An 18,313-nucleotide genomic window follows, 5' to 3' on the forward strand; every position below is an offset into this window, starting at 1 on the left:
TCCGGAACGCAGGGGTGTGCGGCGGTCCTACTTCGGCCGCGAGTACATCACCAGCAGGACGCAGACTGCGGAAAAGCCCGCCTGGGCCAGGAGCAGCACCACGGGAACGTAGCCCAGGAACAGGCCCAGCAGCAGCGGCACCGCGGCCAGCAGAATGGTGTCCAGCCCCTGCGCCAGCGATCCGGTCTGCGCGGTGGGCACCGGCCCGAAGACGGTCTCCACCGGCGGAGCGGACCAGTCGGGCAGCGGACGGTAGGCACCCCGCACCGCCGCGGCGCCGAACCCGATCCCGGCGAGCGCACCAAGCCCGATCAACGCCGGAGTGCCCGTGCCCAGCAGCACCAGGACGGCGCAGAACACCGCGGACCAGAGCGCCAGGACGGCGGCGGGCAGGACCGTCCGGCTCAGCCGGACCAGTGCCGGGAACAGCGGCAGCAGGGCGTCCAGGCCCGGGGTGATGGCGGTCTGCCGGGCCAGGGCACCCGGGGCCGGAACCACCGCGCAGACGGTTAGCAGGATGATGACCAGCTGCAGCGGCGCCGGCTGCTGGCCGGCGGTAAGCAGCACGGCAACGCACAGCAGGAGCAGCAGCACGGGCCGCCCCCAGATCCCCGGGGTGCGCAGGAACGCGGTGGCATCGGCCCGCAGCAGCGCACCGAACGGGGTGCGCGCGCCCTTCGCGTACCAGCGCCGGGCACGGGAAGACGTCCTTCCGGGCGTCCCGGCGAACGCCCGTCCCAGCTCATTGGTGTCCATCAGGTACAGCGCGGCACCGGCATGCCCGGACACCCCGCCGCCGCGGATCAGTTCCCGGCCCGGGATCGCACCCATCCGCGTAAACACCAGCACTCCCAGTCCGACGACGGCGGCCAACGCCGCGGCGGCAGGCTCCAGTTCCCCGGCCGCGGCTCTCCGGGGCAGGAAACTCAGCAGGGCCAGCAGCACCAGCCCGCCGACCGCACCCGACGCTCCCGCCGGAAAACCGTTCCCGGCAGACTGCCGCAGGGCCGCCAGCAGCAGCGCGCAGACCGCGGCCAAGCCGAAGACGGCAGCGCCGAGGAACTGCCCTTCCACCGTTGCCGCCAGATCCGTAATGAAGCCGACCGGCAGATACAGGACCGCACCCGCAGCCCAGACCAGGCCCACCCGGCGGAGCAGCCCTCCCGCGAGAAACGGACGCCGCTCCACAGGCAGGCTCAGCCACCAGTACCCTTCGGCCGACGCGACGGCCACCGGCCCGAGCTTCCGCGCCCCCGCCATCACGGCGGCCAGCGCGGCGAACAGCAGCACGGTCGCCGCGGCACCGTCTGGCAGGGCGGTCCATTCCGCGGTCACAACGGTGCGGCGGCCGCCGGTACCGGCCCCCAGGGCCTTCGCGACCTCGTTCCGCATCGCCAGCACCAGTCCCCCGGCCAGGGCGAGGATGGTCCCGACGCCCAGCAGTGTGGCATAGGCATCCAGCAGCACATCCCGAACACGGACACTGCCGCGGCGAATGTCCCGCGAGGCAACGCGCGTATAGCGGGCCGGATTGAACTCCGTGGGTAATGGATCGGCAGACGCTTCGGTCCGGGCCACGGGTTACCGGCCCGCGATCTCGGTGGCGGCCAGGGCCGGTTCGATCTCCCGCACCTCGTCATCGATCAGCAGGCAGCGTCCGGCGATGGCCAGGAGCAGCGCGGGGTCGTGGGTCACGAGCAGGACCGTGCCGCCGTCGTCGGCGTACCGGCGGATCCGCTCCCCCACCCGTTCGCGCATCACCGGGTCCAGGCGCTGCTCGGGTTCGTCCAGGATCAGCAGGGAGGAGGGCCGGATCAGGGCCGAGGCGAGCAGCAGCCGGCGGCGCTGGCCGGAGGAGACGGACTCCGGAACGGCGCCTGCGCGCTCCTGCAGGCCGAAAAAGTCCAGTTCCGCGTCGACGGCGGCATCCGGGTCCGCGACGCCGTGGCCGCGGGCGACCAGCTGCAGATGTTCCCGCAGCGACAGGGAGGGGAAGAACGCGTCCTCGTCGAAGAGGGCGGCCACCTGCCGGCGGAACGGGATGGCGTCCTCGTTGGCGGGCAGCCCGTGCACGCGCACCTCGCCGTCCAGCATCAGCTGCTTCCCGGCGATGGTGCGGGCGGCGGTGGATTTGCCGGCGCCGTTGAAGCCCACGACGCCGAGGATCTCCCCCGCATCGGCATGCGCGGTGATGGCGCCGCACACGGGCGCCCCGGTGTACCCCACCAGCAGATTCGAAATCTCGAGCACGGCCCCCGGAGCAGTCATGGCCCTAATCTAGCGGGCCGGGAAGGCCTCCGGGTGGAGCGACTTCAGCCCGATGACGGCCCCGCGTCACAAACCCGGTTCCCTCCCGGCCAGGGCGATGACCCGCTCGGCGGCGCGCACCATGGCGACGTCGATGAAGGTGCCGTCCGCCAGCACGAAGGCGCCGGTGCCGTCGGCTGCGGCGGTTTGCACGCGGTCGACGATGTGCTGTGCCCGGGCCACTTCCGAGGGACCCGGGGTGAAGACGCGGCGGATGACGCCGAGCTGGCGCGGATGCACGGCGGTGCGCCCGCCGAAGCCGAGGCCGCGGCCGGTGCGGCAGCTGGCTTCCAGTCCGGCGGCGTCCACGACGTCGGCGTACACCGCCATCAGCGGGGCGGGCAGACCTGCAGCGGCCGCGGCATTAACGATGCGGCTGCGCGACCAGGCCAGACCCGCCTCTCCGGCCGGGCCGGCGGGAACCCCGAGTTCGGCACGCAGGTCCGCTTCTCCGGTCGCGATCGAGGCCACCCCTGCGCCGGCAATCTCGAAGGCCCGCTCGACCGCCAGCGCCGATTCGAGCAGTGCGTGCACCTCACGCCCCGGCAGCGCGGCGCGAAGGGCGGCGACGTCGTCGGTCGACTGCGTCTTCGGCAGCCGGACCCCGAAGGCCGGAGGGAGCTCTGCTACCGCAGCCAGGTCGGCGTCGTGCGCTGAGGATCCGAGAGCGTTCACCCGCACCTGGACCGCGGGTGCGGCCGCGCCGGAGGCCTCCCACAACGCCGCGAAGTCCTTCAGCGCCGCACGGGCCTCCACCTTGCGGGCGGCGGCCACGGCGTCTTCGAGGTCGACGATGACCGCGTCCGCCCCCGCGCGCAGCGCCTTCCCGAACCGCTCGGGACGGTCCGCGGGTGCGTAGAGCGCAACCATGATGGGCCGGGTCATCCGATGCTTCCGTCTCCGCGCAGCGCGGCGATTTCGCCGGCCGAGTACCCCAGGTCGGCCAGCACGGCGTCCGTGTCCGCGCCGGGTGCCCGCCCGGTGAAGGCGATCGTCGCCTCATCCCGCGACATCCGGAACAGCGGTCCCTGCATGGCGATGTCGCCCAGGTCCGCGTCTTTGATGCGGTGGATGGTTCCGAGCGCGTTGAACTGCGGATCGGCAACGATGTCCGAGGGGTCGTAGATGGGCGCGACGGCAGCGTCCGCCGCTTCGAACGCGGCGATCACCTCGTCGCGGGAATGCCGGGCGATCCACGAGCCGACGGCGTCGTCGAGGATGGCGGCGTGCTCGGCGCGGTCGGCGCCGGTGGCGAACCACGGCTCGTCGGCGAGGTCGGGACGGCCGACGAGGGCGACGACGCGCTCGGCGATGGACTGTGCACTCGTCGACACCGCCACCCAGGCCCCGTCGCCGGTGAGGTAGGCGTTGCGCGGCGCGTTGTTGACCGAGCGGTTGCCCGTGCGCGGCTGCACAGTGCCCAGCGAATCCCAGCGCGTGATCTGCGGACCGAGCATCGCGAGGATCGGCTCGATGATTGCGACGTCGACCTCCTGACCCCTGCCGTCCCGGTCCCGGGCGTGCAGGGCGACCATGACCGCGTAGGCGGTCGCCAGGGAGGCGACGCCGTCGGCGAGCCCGAACGGCGGAAGCGTGGGCGGCCCGTCCGGTTCGCCGGTGGAGGACGCGAAGCCGCTCATTGCCTCGGCCAGCGTGCCGAATCCCGGTCGGTGTCGATACGGGCCGATCTGCCCGAACCCGGTGACCCGGGCGAGAACAAGCCCGGGGTTGTCCGCGGACAGGGCGGCGTAGTCCAGCCCCCAGCGTTCGAGCGTGCCGGGACGGAAGTTCTCAATCACCACGTCCGCGGTCCGGGCCAGGCGCAGAAACGCGTCACGTCCGCCCTCCGTGTGCAGGTCGATGGCCACGGTGCGCTTGTTGCGGCCGAGCGTTTTCCACCAGAGGTTCTGCCCGTCCTTGCTCGGTCCGTGGCCGCGTGCCGGGTCCGGCCGGTTTGGATGCTCGACCTTGACGACGTCGGCACCCATGTCGCCCAGGTGCATCGCTGCCAGCGGGCCGGCAAACAGGGTGGAGGCATCCACCACCCGCAGGCCGTTGAGCGGATTCATCCGGTTTCCCCTTCGTCAGTGGCCGGGTCGGTGCAGATGCGGAAACCGATCGACGTGGACGCGTCCAGGCCGAGTCCGGGCAGCAGCAGCTTCGCGCTGAACTCCGGATGCTGCACTCCGCCGTCGAAGTACCAGTTCGACCCCTCGCAGCGGTAGGCGCTGCCGCCTTTAAGCATGACGAAACGCGTACGGCCGTCGGAGTGCTCGGATTCGGTCCAGTTCCACACCTCCGGGGTGCGGCGGACGAAGCCCGGCCGGGTGGCCGCGAGCTGCCACTCGTCCTCCGAGGGGAGGCGTCCTCCGGCCCAGGCCGCATACTCGCGGGCCCGGGCGAACGTCACCTTAGTGGCCGGACGCTCGGGGTCGCGGGCCTCCGTGTGCTCGCCGATGGCGTCCAGGAAACGCGCGTACTCGGCCTCGCTCACTTCGGCCGCGGCCACCCGGACCGGGTGTGGAATCACGACGGACCGGTCCAGCGTGCGCTGGTCGTGAAGCCGGGGGGACAGCGGCTTCCACTCGTCGACGTAGGGTGCGCCGTCATACATGCCGGTCTCCCGCATCCGGAACCGCACGGTCAGCGTGTACCGGCCGGGCGGAACCGTCACCGCCGCCGTGTCCACGGGCCGAACCGTAGCCGCGGGCAGGGAGGCCGGTGCGGCCGCACCGGTCCGGTGCGGCGCGCTCATCCGCCGGGCGGAGCGGTGCCTGAAGGACGCATCGTGCTGGGCGGGTTCGCCGGCGAGGGCGGCCTGGACCCTGCCGATCTCCGCGGGGACCGCGGCGCCGGTGCGAACCCGCACCGCAGCGGCTATTCCGTTCGCGGGCACGGTGACCGTATCTGCGGTGTCGCCGGCGTGCAGCGGTGCCCAGCCACTGCCGGCCAACCGGTACTCGGCGTCCGAGCCGGACGTGTTCGCCAGCAGCAGCAGTGTGGCGCCGTCCAGCTCGAAGGTCGACCCGACGAGCGGGGCCGTGGTGACGGTGAGCGGCGTCCACTCGCCCTCCACCAGCCAGCGGTGGAATCCGCGCTGGACGGGAAGCATGCGGCGCAGCGTCGCGGCATCACGGTCATTCCAGCCGACCCAGGAACCGAAGACGACCTCCCACACCACAATGCCGACGCCGTTGAGCCAGGCCGAGCGCAGTTCTTCGGCGTGGTCCCGGTGCCAGCGGCGGATGTGGTGCTGCATGTGACGGCGTTCGAACCACCGCGCGCGAAGGACCCCGGGGGTTTCGGAGTCGGCGAACCACTGCGCCCAGGACAGTGTGTGGTCGGCGATCCGGCCGGTCGTGAGCTTTGATTCGCCCTCCAGGCCGATGCCGGGCCGTGCAGCATCCAGGACCTCGACGAGCGTCCGGTCGGCCTTCTTCAGCGTGTCGAGGAAAACGCTGTCCGCACCGATCCGGCGTACAGCCGCCGCGAGCTCAGTGGCGTCGTCGCCGCCGCGGCGCGTTCCGGTGTCCCACGGCATGTAGGCCAGGAACACTGCGACGCCGGCGGCGCGCAGTTCTGCGGCGGCGTCGGCAAGGCCCGGCACGTTGTAAAAGTCCCACTGGTTGCGGTTGTCGATGCCGATGACCGGATAGGCGTGCCACAGCACAATGCCGTCAAGGCCGCCGAAGCGCCCGCGGGCGTCGGCAAGGAAACGCCCGGGCGTGAACCGCTGCGCTTCGAAGTCGAAAAACAGCTCGTCCCAGAGCCAGACCTGCGCCACGGCGAAGCACCGGCTCGCCCAGGCGGACGCGCCGTCGTCGTACCGGCTGGGACCGAGGTGACGGGCCCACGCGCCGTTCCGCCACGCGGTGAGCTGGGCACGCCACCGGGCCAGGTCGCCGAAGTCGGCCGGAGCTGCGAAAATCTTCGCGTCGTCGAGGGTAAGTGCCGCATCCCCGACCGCCAGATCCGTCTCGAGCGGCACCCGGGTGGGCAGGTCGAATTCGCGGGGCCGCAGGGGGTCGAACCCACCACTCATGCGTTCGTCCTTTCGATGGCGGTCATAACGTTCCCTGGGATAACCGGAGGGTCCGTTCGGCCAGTTCGTGGATGGACCGCTCCGCCCCGCCCGGGAGGGAGGTGGCGATGCGGTCCTGAAGCGGAGCGGTCCAGGCCTCGTCGATCGCCCCGGCGCCCAGGAGCCCGCCGACGACGGACCCGACGGTCGCGCCGACCGAGTCGGTGTCCCATCCGCCCGCGACGGCGAGCGCAACGGCGGCGTCGAAGTCACCGCCGTAGGCCTGGAGCGCGCAGGCTGCGAGTGCGGCGTTGTTGAGGGTGTGGACCCAGTGCATCCCGGCGAACTCCGTGTGGAGTACGTCGAGTGCGGCAGCAGCGGTCAGTGAGCCTTCGGCCAGGGACCGGCCGGTCCCCCGGCCGAGGTGCACCGCGGCGGCGAGGCGCGACGCCGGCGGCAGGACGGCATCGGCGGCGTCCAGGGCGGCGTCGGCGGTGGTCTCGGTGAGGGAGGCGGAGCAGAGAGCCGCGGCCCACATCTCCCCGTAGATGCCGTTGCGGGTATGGCTGAGCCGGGCATCGGTCCAGGCCGAGGCGGCGGCGGCGCGGGCATCTCCGGGATGTGCCCAGCCGTGGACGTCGGCGCGGATGAGCGCGCCGATCCATTCACGGAACGGATTGTGGTGCCGTGCCGTGTCGGGGATGATCCGGGCGTCGAGGAGGTTCCGGTAGGCGGCGCGTTCGGCGGTGAAGATCCTCCCTGCGGGCAGCTCCGCCAGCCAGGCGGCCGCGATGTGCTCCGTCGTCAGGTTCCTGCCGTGGGTCTCGATCAGCTCGAGCGCGAGGATGGCGAAGTTCAGATCGTCGTCTTCGGGCATGCCGTGGATGTTCTCGGCCAGCGACGTCGGGGCGGAGCGGCGGTTCCAGGGCCAGCGCTGCGCGAGGTCCCGGGAGAGCCCTGCCGCGGTGAAATAGGTGTGGATCGGCCAGTTCCCGGCGGCCCGGGCGAGCTGTTCGATCCCTTCGCGGGGAATCTTCTCCACGGGCTTTCCCAGCAGGCAGCCCGCCGCCCGGCCCAGCCAGGCCCCGTGCACCCGTCCGAAGGACACGGATGCCGCCGGGGCCGGGCCGGGTGGCGCGGCCGGGGCGGGCGGCGGCGGTGCGGCCGGGGCGGGCGGCGGGAGCAGGGCGGCGATGTCGTTCCACTCGTCCGGTTCCTCCGCGCTCGGCACCTGCAGTGCCTGCAGCTCATCAAGCAGGGTGCGGGCGAGGACGCGCATCGCGGGCGGGGCCGGGATGCCGCCTGCCCCGGACGGCGCGGGCCGGATCGGTCCGCCGGCGTCCGTCCACCGCTGCTCGATCGGCGCGATGCCGCTCTCCGCAACGCCCTGCTCGCGGAGTGCGGTCAGCTCGCCGGCGACCAGGTCCTCCGGCTGCGCCCAGGTCAGTCGCATGCCGCGTCCTCCCTTCCGAGCAGTGAGTGCAGTGCCGCGGCCCGCTGCTCGGCGCGGTCCGCGTCGGCCTTCGCCACGTCGCGCACCACCTCCGTCATTACGCTCACCACTGCGTCGAGATCGAGGCGGCTGGCGGATGTGACGTCGGCCAGCCAGTCAGGGGGCACGGCGTCGATCCCGTGCAGTCCGCCGCAGACGGCCCCGGCCATCGCCGCGATGGAGTCCGCGTCGCGGCCGTAGTTGACGGCGTCGAGCACCGACGCCCGCAGGTTCCCGCCGCGGGCCGCCACGAAGCCGAGCGCCACGGGCAGCTCTTCAATGGACTTGGTGCGCGAGGGCAGGCGGGCGTCCATTGCCGGGGCCCGGTAGTGGTCCCCCACGGTGTCGAACGGTGCGACGGCGGCGCGCACGGTCCGGGCGACGTCGCGCGGGTCCTCCGATCCGCCGTCGGCAAGGAAGGCATCGACGGCGTCGAAGACGGCGCGGATCGCTGCGGCGGTGCCGTCGTGGGCCAGCTCCAGCACGGCTTCGCGCACGTGGGCGACGGTGGCCCCGGGGGCGGCGGATGCTGCCACCGCCGCCGCGAACACCCCTGCGGCCTCGCGCCCGTAGGAGGACTGGTGGGCGCCGGCGAGGTCGATGGCCTCGGCGTAGGCACCGCGCGGGTCGCCGATGTGTACGAGCCCGACCGGCGCCATATACATGGTGGCGCCGCAGTTAACGATGTTGCCCACGCCGGCCTCGCGCGGGTCCGCATGGCCGTAGTGCAGCTTCGCGACGATCCATTTCTCCGCCAGGAAAACGCGCTGCAGGATCAGTGCGGAGTCTTCGAGTTCGGGGACCCAGCGGCGTTCGCCGATCATCAGCGGCACCAGATCGCCGGCGACGTCGTAGGCGTCGAGGTGGCGGCGCCGCTTGGCGTACACCTCCACGAGGGCATGGGTCATGAGGGTGTCATCCGTGATGTGCCCGTCGCCCTTGTGGTACGGCGCGATGGGCCGTGCGGTTTTCCAGTCGGCGAGGAAGGGGCCCACGATTCCCTCGACCCGGCCGCCGTGGCGCTCCTCGATCTGCTCAGGAGTCCAGCCCTCCGTCGCACCGCCCAGGGCATCTCCGACGGCAGCGCCTGCAAGCACCCCGGCCACCCGGTCCCGCAACAGGTTCATTCCCACTCCTCGGTTGCCTCTGAGAGTGCCGACGGTTCGGGGGCGGACCGTCGGCCCGCCCCCGAAACATCAGCCCGCGATATCCGTCCAGCCGTCGGAGAGCTGGGCCGACAGCTCCTCGCTGGTGATTTGATCGGCCAGGTACTGCTGGTACGCGGGGGTCGCGATGGTGTCCTTCCACTCCGTGTACTTCTCCACCTTGAGGAACGGCGGTCCCTCGAGTCCTTCGCCGGAGGCCAGCACCTGGGTCCAGGCCGGGTCATCCGCGGCCAGGGTCTCCACCTCGGTGCGGGCCGAGCCGGACGAGGGGATCAGCGCGTCGGCGTAGGCGATGGAGGCGAGGTTCTCACCGTTCATAAAGAAGTTGAGGAACTCTGCCGATTCCTCCACATACTCGGAATCGACGTTCACCGAATAAGTCTGCGGATTGGCCGCCTGAATGGCACCGGCTGAGCCCTCCAGCGGCGGCAGCGCCACCCAGTTGAAGCCCTCGGGGGCATCGGCGGCGATGTTCGCGGCCTGGAAGGAACCCTGCACGGTCATGGCCACCTTGCCGCCGTAGAACGATGCCAGCACGTCCGAGCCGGACTGCGTCAGCGACGTGGGCTCAATCGACTTGTCCGTGTAGGCCATCTCGTGGATGAGTTCCGGCACGGCAAGCTCACCGTCGCCGACCTCGATCGATGCCTCGGCGCCTTCGCCGTCGAAGAACCCGCCGTCGAAGCCGAGCGAGAGGCTCATCATCGCCGCCGTCGGCGACGCGAGACCCCAGCCCAGGCCGTAGTTCCCGCCCGTGGTTGTTGCCCGGGCTATCTCCTGCAGCTCCTCCCACGTCATCGTCTCGCCGCTGGGCACCTCCACCCCGGCGGCCTCAAGGAGGTCGGCATTGGCGAAGACCATGTAGGACTGCAGCGTCGACGGGTACGCGATGATTTCCCCGTCCTGGGTGACGGAATCCCAGACGCCCTCTGAAATGTCCGACTTCAGGTCGGCGTCGATATGGTCCGTCAGATCGGCGAGGTAGCCGTCGGACGCGAAGGAGACGATGGAGCTGGCCTCGTAGTGGATGATGTCCGGTGCGGTTCCGCCGGCGAACTGGGTGATGAGCTTGTCGAACGTCCCGTCCCATCCAGCCTGGACGATCTCGACCTGGACGTCCTCGTTTTCCGCATTCCAGGTGTCGACGATCGTCTTCACGGCTTCCTGGGTCGCGGGCTGGTCGGACAGCGACTGGAACTGGAGGGTGACGGCGCCGTCACCCTCGCTGTCCGAGCCGTTGCTGGCGCTGCCCTGCTGGCAACCGGTCAGCGCAAGGGCGACCGCGCCCGCAAACGCGACGGCGCCGATGCCTCGGATTCTCTTCATGATGCTCGCTTTCTCAGTGGTGAAGCGTTGAGTGGTTAGTGCAGGGTCAGCCTTTGACTGCGCCGGCGAGCATTCCGCCGGTAAGTTTTTTCTGCAGGAGGGTGAAGATGATGAGCGACGGAATCGTCGCCAGGATCGCTCCTGCCGCCAGCGGGCCGAGCTGCATCTGCCCTTCCGCGCCCAGGAACGAGCGCAGCGCGATCGGAAGCGTGTAGAACTCGGGGCTCTGCAGCAGGACGAGGGCGAGGAAGAATTCGTTCCATGCCGAGACGAAGGTGAACATGGCCGTCGCGACGAGTCCCGGTGCGAGCAGCGGAAGGATGATCGTCCGCAGGATCGTCATGCGCGACGCTCCGTCCATCTCTCCGGCCTCCTCGAGTTCGGTCGGTATCGCGGCAACGTAGCCCTGCAGCATCCACAGGGTGAAGGGCAGGGTGAAGGTGACGTACACCAGGATCAGGCCGAACAGAGTGTCATTGAGCTGGATCGAGCGCAGCACCAGGAACAGCGGGATGATGATGAGGATCGACGGAAAGACCTGGCTGGTCAGGATCCAGACCGTGCCGGCGGCGCGCAGCCGCCCCTTGAGGCGGGCGAGGGCGTAGGCCATCGGCATCGACAGCAGCACGGTAATGACCATCGTCGCGACTGAGACCAGGAGCGAGTTGCCGGCGGCGGGCAGGAGGTTCTGCCGTTCCAGCGCGGAACGGTAGTTGCTGAAATCCCATTCGGCGGGCAGAAGGTTGACGGCCAGGGAGTTCAGCTCTCCGGAGGATTTGAAGGACGCGGACAGCAGCCACAGCAGCGGGAACCCCAGGAAGAAGAGGAACCCGGCGAGGGCGACGTACATCAGCGCCGTCGCGTACCAGGGGCGTCTGGTGGTCATGAACGTGCTCCCTTGGTCTGGCGGAACTGGTTGACGAGGTACAGCGACAGGATCAGCAGGATCGCGATCACGAGCACGTCGCCCATCGCCGACGCGTAGCCGATTTCACGGTTGCGGAAGGCTTCGAGGTAGGTGAACAGCGGCGGAATCATGGTGCGGCCGCCGGGGCCGCCTTCGGTCAGGACATAGATCAGGCCGAAGGAATTGAACTGCCAGATGAAGTCCAGGGCGGTCACGGCAAGGATGATGGGGCGAAGGCCCGGGAGAGTGATGTGCCAGAACCGGCGGAACGCTCCGGCGCCGTCGACCGCCGCGGCCTCATGCTGCTCGGTGGAAATGGACTGCATGCCCGCCAGCAGCAGCACGGTGGTCTGCGGGATGCCCGCCCAGACGCCCACCACGATGACGGCGGGCAGCGCGGTGGAGAAGTCCCCGAGCCAGTTGACCCCGGGAATGCCCACCGCTTCGAGCGCACCGTTGAGGGGCCCCGAGTTGGGGTTGTAGATCATCCGCCACACGATGGCGATGACCACCGGCGGCATCGCCCAGGGGATCAGTGCCAGGACCCGGGTGAGGCCCTTCAGACGGAGATCGCTGTTGAGCAGCAGCGCCAGTCCCATCGCACAGACGAGCGTGAGGAGCGCGACCGCCCCGGCCCACACGACGCCGATGCCGAACGAGCCCCAGAAACGGTTGTCGCCGAAGAGCTCGATGAAGTTCCCGAAGCCGATGAAGTTGATCTCGGCGTTCCGGCCCAGCGTGGCATCGGTGAAGCCCAAGGCCACGCCGCTCACGAGCGGAATGACGGAGAAGATGATGATGGGAAGCAGTGCGGGAATCACCAGGACGATGGCTTCGCGCCGCTGCGCGCGGGCGCGGTGACCGACCCGCTTCACGGCGCGCGGCGTCTCCTCCGCCTCGCGCCTGGTTTTCGTGGCGGTGCTCATCGGGCTGGCCTCTCGTTGTTGAGGTCGGGTGCTTCGGAATCGGGTGTTCCGGCCGGGTTCGGGCTGCGCGCATGGGATGACCCGCGGACCACCAGCGCGGGGGCGACGGCGACCGTGTGGGCCGGGCGTTCCGGTTCCGCGATGCGGGCGAGCAGCAGCTCCGCCGCAACCCGACCGCGCTCTTCGGCACCGAGGTCGACGCTCGTGAGGCCCGGGCGGATGACGCCCGCCAGTTCCGTGTTGTCGACGCCGGTGACGGTGATGTCTCCGGGGACGGCCAGGCCCAGGTCTTCCGCGGCCCGGATGGCGCCGATGCCGATCAGGTCATTCGCCGCAACGATGGCGTCGGGGCGGTGGTCGTCATGCAGGGCGCGGCGTGCGGCGGCGTACCCGGCCGTGATCGTGAAGTCGTCGGCGTCGACGCTGCGCGCCGAGATGGCCGGGTGCGCCACCACCGCCGCAGCGAATCCGTCGCGGCGGAAGGCGCCCGGGGTGGTGTCGCTGGGCCCGTTCACGAAGGCGATGTCGCCCCGTCCCTCCGCGACGAGATGTTCCACCACAAGCCGCATGGCCGTGAAGGAGTCCGCGGGCACGGTGTCGAGGCTGGCGTCGTCGGGCAACCGTCCGAGAACGACCACCGGCACCGGTGCCTTGGCGAGTACCGCGAGGAGTTCATCCGTGACGCGGAGCGGCGAGAGGATCATGCCGTCGACATATCCGCGGCCGAGATCGCGCACCACGTCGACGGATGAGGAAGACGTGCCCGTGGACGACATCACCAGCCGGTAGCCGGACGCCGAGACGACGCGTTCGATCGCGGTCATCATCTCGATGTAGACCGGGTTGCCGATGTCGGCGACGGCATAGGCGAGCTGGTTCGTGCGGCCCCGCTTCAGCGACTGCGCCGTCGCGTCCGCCACATAACCGAGTTCCTCAGCGGCGTGCTGCACCTTCGCCACGGTCTTGGCGCTCGCGGCCTGTCCGTTGAGCGCCCGTGAAGCGGACGCCACGGAAACGCCGGCATGCGCGGCGACCTGTGTGATGGTGACCCGGACCAACGCTCCCCTTTGAGTGTTGTAAACGTTTCCAGCTGTGAGCCAGACCACCATGCCACCGGGTTTACGGCGGTGTCAACTAGTGCAGGGTTTTCAGTCCGACCACGCCGCCGACAATCATGGCCAGGAACAGGATCTTCAGCAGGGATACGGATTCCGCGCCGGTGGCCATGCCGTAGACCACGGTGAGGGTGGCGCCGATGCCCACCCAGACCGCATACGAGGTACCGAGCGGCAGTTCCCGCATGGCGTAGGCGAGCCCGGCCATGCTGGCAATGAGGGCGGTGACGAAGATGGCCGACGGCCAGAACCGGCTGAATCCCTGCGACCTGTCCAGAGCCGTGGCCCAGACCGCTTCCAGAACGCCGGACAACACCAGAACAATCCATGACATGACAATCTCCCATGGGCCGTCTTGTCGCACACCGGGTACGGCACCCCTCGTCCGGGAGACCGTGTCGCGGCCTCCCCTCCACGGTCGCACGTCCGGTTTTCGGGGGCAACCTGGCTTCGCGGCGGGTGAAAACGCGGAGCGCGGGCTGAAGTAGACCTTGGCACCAAGACCGCTGGCCGTCCGCTAGCATGCCTCCATGGTGAACATCGTCTGGTGGGAAGTTGAGACCGAAGCCCCCGAGAAGTTCATGTCGTTCCATTGCGATCTCCAAGGTTGGACGTTCGCCCCCGCATTCGAGGATTCAGAGCTCGACGCGAGCTACTGGATCATCAGAAGCGGCGAGTCGGGAATTGGCGGTCTTCAACGCGCAACCGAAGGAACAGCGCCTACGGCCGGAACCCGGGTCTATTTCGAAACTGATGACCTCGAAGGCTTCCTCTCACGAGTCCGAGAGCTCGGCGGCCAGGTCGAACGAAGCAGAACTGACCTCGGCGGCAATGACCGCTGGTTCGCAACGTTCCAAGATTCATGCGGGGTGTCCTTCGGCATATGGACTGATAGAGCCCCCAACGAGTAACAGCACCTCTCGCTGCGACGAAAGTGCAGTAGTTACCGTTTCCGGAATCGAAAGTGCAGTAGTTACCGTTTTTCGGCTGAAAATCGGTAAGTTGTGCACTTTCGATGCAGCGCACCCTCCCCGGGGAGCCACTACAGTGACCCCATGCCCGAACTGATCAGCCCCGACGCCGCCTGGCATCATGCCTGGCGCGAGGCACACCTCGAGTGGGGTCCGGGCCTCCACGAAGACGGCTTCGGGCTCCTGCCCGGCGACGACGTCGAAACTCCGGCCGGATTCGATGCCTGGCTGCACCGGCTCGCCGCCGATACCCGGTGCACCTACCGGTGGATCACCGAGGACGGCCGGGTGCTGGGCGGGATCGCCCTGCGGCACGAGGAGCATGAGGCCGTACCGCGTGCCGGGCGCCTGGGTTACGGAATTCGCCCCTCCGCCCGCCGCCGCGGAGTGGCGGCCTGGGCGGTGGAAGCCATGCTCGACGAGGCACGCAGGCTCGGGATGTCGCAGGTGCTGGCGGTCTCCGCGGCAGGCAACCGCGCCTCGGTCCGGACGCTTGAAGCGGTGGGCGGCGTGCTCCAGCAGGACGACGACGGCGGGCAGGTGCGCCGCTATGTGCTCGCCGCTGCCCCGGGCAGCGAATAACAGGGCCGGACCGGCAGGTTGGTGCAGACCGTCGACCAGCAGAGGTGAAAGTGCCAGAGTTTTAGCCATGACCGATGAACAGTTTGAGCGCGATGACCTGGGCATTGCCGAGTGGTGGCCGATGCTCGCGTCCGAGTCCCGCGAGTGGCTGACCGCCAACAACGGTGACGCGGTGGAGGCGTGGGTGGTGGAGGACATCTCCCGCAGCCGCGGCATGGCTTCCGACGGCAGCGGCGCCTACTTCCTGCCGGACGCCGCCGTGGACTGGATCGAGGCTCGGGCAAACGGCGAAATGCCGGGGCTATGACGTCCGGATGACCCAGCGGGGCACCGCAGCGGAGCCCGACGGCGGGCCGGCGGCAACCGCCGTCGACTGGGCTTTCTTCACGTTCAGCGGCATCGGTGCAGCCTGGTTCGCCGTGCTGCTGCTGGAGGAGAGCCTGCAGCAGCGGCATATCTGGTTCCTGGTAGTGTTCTGGGCCGCGCTGGCGTACCTGGTGCTGCCGCGCCTGGACCGGGTCTTGACGCAGATTTTCATTCCCAACTACTTCATGGGCCGCACCCGCACCAATGCGGGGCTGTTCGGCGACGCCGTCAACCTGGCCTTTCTGGGCAGTGAAGCGCAGCTGCGGGGCGCCTTGGAAAAGGCCGGCTGGCACCTCGCGGACCCGGTGACCCTGGCCAGCAGCTGGCGAATTGTCTCCTCCACCCTGCTGCACCGCAGCTACGATCATGCCCCGGTCAGCCCCCTGCTCCTGTTCGACCGGCAGCAGGATTTTGCCTACGAGCAGGAAATGCACGGCAACCCGCGGCAGCGCCACCATGCCCGTTTCTGGCGCTGCCCCGAGGGCTGGATGCTCCCCGGCGGCATCGCCGCGGACTGGCTGGGTGCCGCGTCCTTTGACCGTGCCGTCGGTTTATCCCTGTTCACCCTGCAGGTCACACACCGGGTCGGCGAGAATATCGACGCCGAACGGGACTACCTGATCGACTCGATTCGGGATTCCTCTCCGGAGGTGTCCGTGGAAGTGATCAAGAACTTCTCCACCGGCTACCACTCCCGCAACGGCGGCGGGGACTCGATTGTCACCGATGGGGACCTTCCGGTAGCCGACCTGGGCAACCTTCCGGAGACCGGCCCGGCCGTCCCCGCGGGCGCCGCGGCCGCCCGCCGGGAACGGCCGCCGGCACCCGTCATCTTCGGCACGGTCCTTGTATTGCTGCGCGGATTTGCTGCCCTGGCGGTGGCGGCACCCTTCCTCGTGCACGTGACCGATGTTTCCCTGGTGATTAACCTGCTGGGCACACAGAGCCGCGGCCTTGCCGAGCTGGGCAGCGCCTACGCTCCCACCAGCGTTTCTCTCACCGTGTTCGCCGGGGTGGAAACCGTGCTGGCCGTGCTCATTCTGCGGGGCAGCAACTTCGCCCGGGTTACGGCAATGTCGCTGAGTTCCATCGCTATTGCCGTGCAGATAGCAGCCGTGTCCGCCGGGCCCGACGCCGCACTGCGGACCAACCTGTTCGGCTACGCCTTCGACGTCCTGCTGATCCTCGCCCTGTCGAGTGACGGGGCGAGGATCTACGCGCGCTCCCGCCCCCGCCGTCGTCGTCCGCCGGACCCCGCCCCGAGCGCGGGTGCCGCCGGTCCGCCCCGCTAGTCCGCCGCCTGCAGCGCACGCACCCGGGACCGGTAACGCAGGGGCGATTCCCCAACGCTGCGCTTGAAAGCCGTACTGAACGCACTCTCGGAGGAGAACCCCAGGTCAAGTGCCAGCGACCGGATCCGGATGTCGCCGGACCGCAGTTCCCGCTGGGCCCGGAGCATGCGCCAGTTGTTCAGGTAGGACCGCGGCGGCGTGCCGGCAACGTCCCTAAACCGTTCCGTGAAAGCGGTACGCGACATAGCCACGGCGCCGGCCATCTCCTCCAGACTCGGCGGCCGGGTCCCCTGGGCGTGGATGAGTGCCAGGGCGGGCCGGAGCCGTTCGTCGGCGAGCAGCTTCAGCCATCCTTGAGGCAGGTCAGCGTCCTCAACAAACGCCCGAAGCACGTCCACCAGCAGCAGCTGCCCGTACTGCCGGACAGCAAACGCCGATCCCATCCGCCGGCCGGCCACCTCCGTGAACAGCCGGTCGATCAAATCATGCAGGTGTGGGGCGGCTGCGGTTCCCGACCGGATGTGCGCCACGGGCGGCAGGGCCTGCAGGAGCAGTTCCCTGCCGGTGGCGTTCACAGCCACCCGGCCGCCGATGACGATGTCCTCGGTGCCCGGCGCACCCTCCCCCACCCGGACAAACGTTCCGCTGGCTGGCGGTTCCAGGCGCAGCGGCGAGGTGTCCCCGCTGCCGCCCTCCAGCTTGAGCCAGCGGCGGCCGTTGAGGAGGGCAACGTCGCCGGCCTCCAGGACCAGGGGCATACCCGGCCCGTCCGTAGAGAGGTGCATCCTGCCCTGCACGACCGCGAAGAACTTTAGGTCCTCATCGATGCTGCTTTCGGTTTCCCACCGCCCGGACACCGCAGCGCTGCCCGAAATAATGCTCCTGACCTCTATAAGGTCGAGCACTTCCGATAACCGGTCGTCCATCATATTTGTACTCTAGAGCAAAAAATACGGACTTTTCCTTATTCCAAGTACAAACTCCGGCGGTCAGACTTGGAGTGCCTGCCCGGCCGGGTGGGCTGCATTTCTTTAGGAGTCTCATGAATGACAGCATGATTTCCCTCGTCACCGGCGCCAACAAGGGCATCGGCAGACAGATCGCCGGCCAACTGGCAGCCCTCGGCCACACGGTGGTGGTAGCGGCACGGAACGCCGACGCCGGTGAGCGGGCCGCCGCGGAGGTACGCGCGGAGGGCGGAGACGCCGTCGCAGTCGTCCTCGATGTCACCGATCCGGCCTCGGTGGCGGCCGCGGCGGACGAGGTCAAACGCCGCTTCGGGCGGCTGGATGCCCTGGTGAACAACGCCGGGATTGTGGCGACGCCGGGAGTCAGCTTTGCTGCCCAGCAGCCGGGCTCGGCCGATGTGAACGAAATCCGGTCGGTCTTTGAGACCAACTTCTTCGGTGTCATTTCCGTGACCGCGGCCTTCCTGCCGCTGCTGCGCCTCTCCGCGGCCCCGCGGATTGTCAACGTCTCCAGCGTGGCCGGATCCCTGGCCGCGGTATCCGATCCGGCCACTACGGACCCGATCGCCGCCGGGTATGCCCCGTCCAAAACGGCCCTGACCTCCCTGACACTGCAGTATGCGAAGGGGCTGGCTCCCGAAGGCATCCTGGTGAATGCGGTCTGTCCGGGGTTTGTTGCCACCGATCTGAACGGTTTCCGGGGAACACGTACGCCGCGGCAGGGGGCTCGGGCTGCCGTCCGGATGGCAACCGTCCCGGCCAACGGACCCACCGGCACCTTCAGCGATGAGGACGGCTCCCTGCCCTGGTAAGCGGCCTGCGCCGCTGCCGGCCGGTCGGGCCAACCGACCGGCCTGCGGGGCACGGGCACCGG

General features: G+C 69.3%; 18 protein-coding genes and 1 riboswitch. Of the genes, 5 read left to right on the forward strand and 13 right to left on the reverse strand.

Annotated features, from left to right (window positions below):
* Positions 1–27: 27 nt before the first annotated feature.
* From N2K95_RS15005 to N2K95_RS15060, 12 genes are all read right to left on the reverse strand, one after another.
* Positions 28–1,578, reverse strand: coding sequence for a DUF6297 family protein (locus N2K95_RS15005; protein WP_260652194.1), 1,551 nt, complete (start codon positions 1,576–1,578; stop codon positions 28–30).
* 3 nt (positions 1,579–1,581) lie between these two features.
* Complete coding sequence (locus tag N2K95_RS15010) at positions 1,582–2,268, reverse strand: ABC transporter ATP-binding protein (protein WP_260652195.1); 687 nt, start codon at positions 2,266–2,268, stop codon at positions 1,582–1,584.
* A gap of 66 nt (positions 2,269–2,334) precedes the next feature.
* Positions 2,335–3,192, reverse strand: a complete 858-nt coding sequence (locus N2K95_RS15015) for an HpcH/HpaI aldolase/citrate lyase family protein (RefSeq protein WP_260652196.1) — start codon at positions 3,190–3,192, stop codon at positions 2,335–2,337.
* On the reverse strand, positions 3,189–4,376 hold the full coding sequence (locus N2K95_RS15020; RefSeq protein WP_260652197.1) for a CaiB/BaiF CoA transferase family protein: 1,188 nt from the start codon (positions 4,374–4,376) through the stop codon (positions 3,189–3,191). Before N2K95_RS15020 ends, N2K95_RS15015 begins: the two co-directional genes overlap by 4 nt.
* The gene (locus N2K95_RS15025; protein ID WP_260652198.1) at positions 4,373–6,349 is read right to left on the reverse strand and encodes an SUMF1/EgtB/PvdO family nonheme iron enzyme; all 1,977 of its coding nucleotides are present in this window, start codon (positions 6,347–6,349) and stop codon (positions 4,373–4,375) included. The genes N2K95_RS15020 and N2K95_RS15025 overlap by 4 nt, the downstream gene beginning before the upstream one ends.
* A gap of 22 nt (positions 6,350–6,371) precedes the next feature.
* Positions 6,372–7,781 (reverse strand): ADP-ribosylglycohydrolase family protein, encoded by a 1,410-nt coding sequence (locus N2K95_RS15030; protein ID WP_260652199.1) that lies wholly within the window; start codon positions 7,779–7,781, stop codon positions 6,372–6,374.
* Positions 7,772–8,947, reverse strand: coding sequence for an ADP-ribosylglycohydrolase family protein (locus N2K95_RS15035; RefSeq protein ID WP_260652200.1), 1,176 nt, complete (start codon positions 8,945–8,947; stop codon positions 7,772–7,774). The genes N2K95_RS15030 and N2K95_RS15035 overlap by 10 nt, the downstream gene beginning before the upstream one ends.
* Before the next feature lie 69 nt (positions 8,948–9,016).
* The gene (locus tag N2K95_RS15040) at positions 9,017–10,312 is read right to left on the reverse strand and encodes an ABC transporter substrate-binding protein (RefSeq protein WP_260652201.1); all 1,296 of its coding nucleotides are present in this window, start codon (positions 10,310–10,312) and stop codon (positions 9,017–9,019) included.
* A gap of 46 nt (positions 10,313–10,358) precedes the next feature.
* Complete coding sequence (locus N2K95_RS15045; protein WP_260652202.1) at positions 10,359–11,198, reverse strand: carbohydrate ABC transporter permease; 840 nt, start codon at positions 11,196–11,198, stop codon at positions 10,359–10,361.
* On the reverse strand, positions 11,195–12,145 hold the full coding sequence (locus N2K95_RS15050) for a carbohydrate ABC transporter permease (RefSeq protein ID WP_260652203.1): 951 nt from the start codon (positions 12,143–12,145) through the stop codon (positions 11,195–11,197). Before N2K95_RS15050 ends, N2K95_RS15045 begins: the two co-directional genes overlap by 4 nt.
* Positions 12,142–13,254, reverse strand: a complete 1,113-nt coding sequence (locus N2K95_RS15055) for a LacI family DNA-binding transcriptional regulator (RefSeq protein ID WP_260652204.1) — start codon at positions 13,252–13,254, stop codon at positions 12,142–12,144. The genes N2K95_RS15050 and N2K95_RS15055 overlap by 4 nt, the downstream gene beginning before the upstream one ends.
* Positions 13,255–13,279: 25 nt before the next feature.
* Positions 13,280–13,594: a DMT family transporter gene (locus tag N2K95_RS15060; protein WP_255791106.1), complete on the reverse strand. Its 315-nt coding sequence runs from the start codon at positions 13,592–13,594 to the stop codon at positions 13,280–13,282.
* A 10-nt stretch (positions 13,595–13,604) separates the two neighbouring features.
* Positions 13,605–13,671: riboswitch (guanidine-III (ykkC-III) riboswitch) on the reverse strand.
* Positions 13,672–13,790: 119 nt separating this feature from the next.
* Between N2K95_RS15060 and N2K95_RS15065 the strand changes: the two genes are divergently transcribed.
* The 4 genes from N2K95_RS15065 to N2K95_RS15080 all read left to right on the forward strand — a co-directional run bounded on the left by N2K95_RS15065 (position 13,791) and on the right by N2K95_RS15080 (position 16,471).
* Entirely contained in the window at positions 13,791–14,171 is a 381-nt protein-coding gene (locus tag N2K95_RS15065; RefSeq protein WP_260652205.1) for a VOC family protein, read from the forward strand.
* Positions 14,172–14,315: 144 nt separating this feature from the next.
* Positions 14,316–14,813 carry a GNAT family N-acetyltransferase gene (locus N2K95_RS15070; protein ID WP_260652206.1) on the forward strand — a complete coding sequence of 166 codons (498 nt, stop codon included), beginning with the start codon at positions 14,316–14,318 and terminating at the stop codon, positions 14,811–14,813.
* A 67-nt stretch (positions 14,814–14,880) separates the two neighbouring features.
* Entirely contained in the window at positions 14,881–15,120 is a 240-nt protein-coding gene (locus N2K95_RS15075) for a hypothetical protein (RefSeq protein WP_255791109.1), read from the forward strand.
* Between the two features lie 7 nt (positions 15,121–15,127).
* Positions 15,128–16,471, forward strand: a complete 1,344-nt coding sequence (locus N2K95_RS15080) for an LssY C-terminal domain-containing protein (protein ID WP_260652207.1) — start codon at positions 15,128–15,130, stop codon at positions 16,469–16,471.
* On the opposite strand, the gene N2K95_RS15085 is transcribed toward N2K95_RS15080, so the two are convergent.
* A complete protein-coding gene (locus N2K95_RS15085; protein ID WP_260652208.1) occupies positions 16,468–17,400 on the reverse strand; it encodes an AraC family transcriptional regulator in 933 nt (310 codons plus the stop codon). The genes N2K95_RS15080 and N2K95_RS15085 overlap by 4 nt on opposite strands.
* 113 nt (positions 17,401–17,513) lie before the next feature.
* Between N2K95_RS15085 and N2K95_RS15090 the strand changes: the two genes are divergently transcribed.
* Positions 17,514–18,251, forward strand: a complete 738-nt coding sequence (locus N2K95_RS15090) for an SDR family oxidoreductase (protein WP_260652209.1) — start codon at positions 17,514–17,516, stop codon at positions 18,249–18,251.
* Positions 18,252–18,313 lie beyond the last annotated feature (62 nt).

Origin of the sequence: Arthrobacter zhaoxinii (genome assembly GCF_025244925.1) — a bacterium.
Taxonomy (GTDB): Bacteria; Actinomycetota; Actinomycetes; order Actinomycetales; family Micrococcaceae; genus Arthrobacter_B; species Arthrobacter_B zhaoxinii.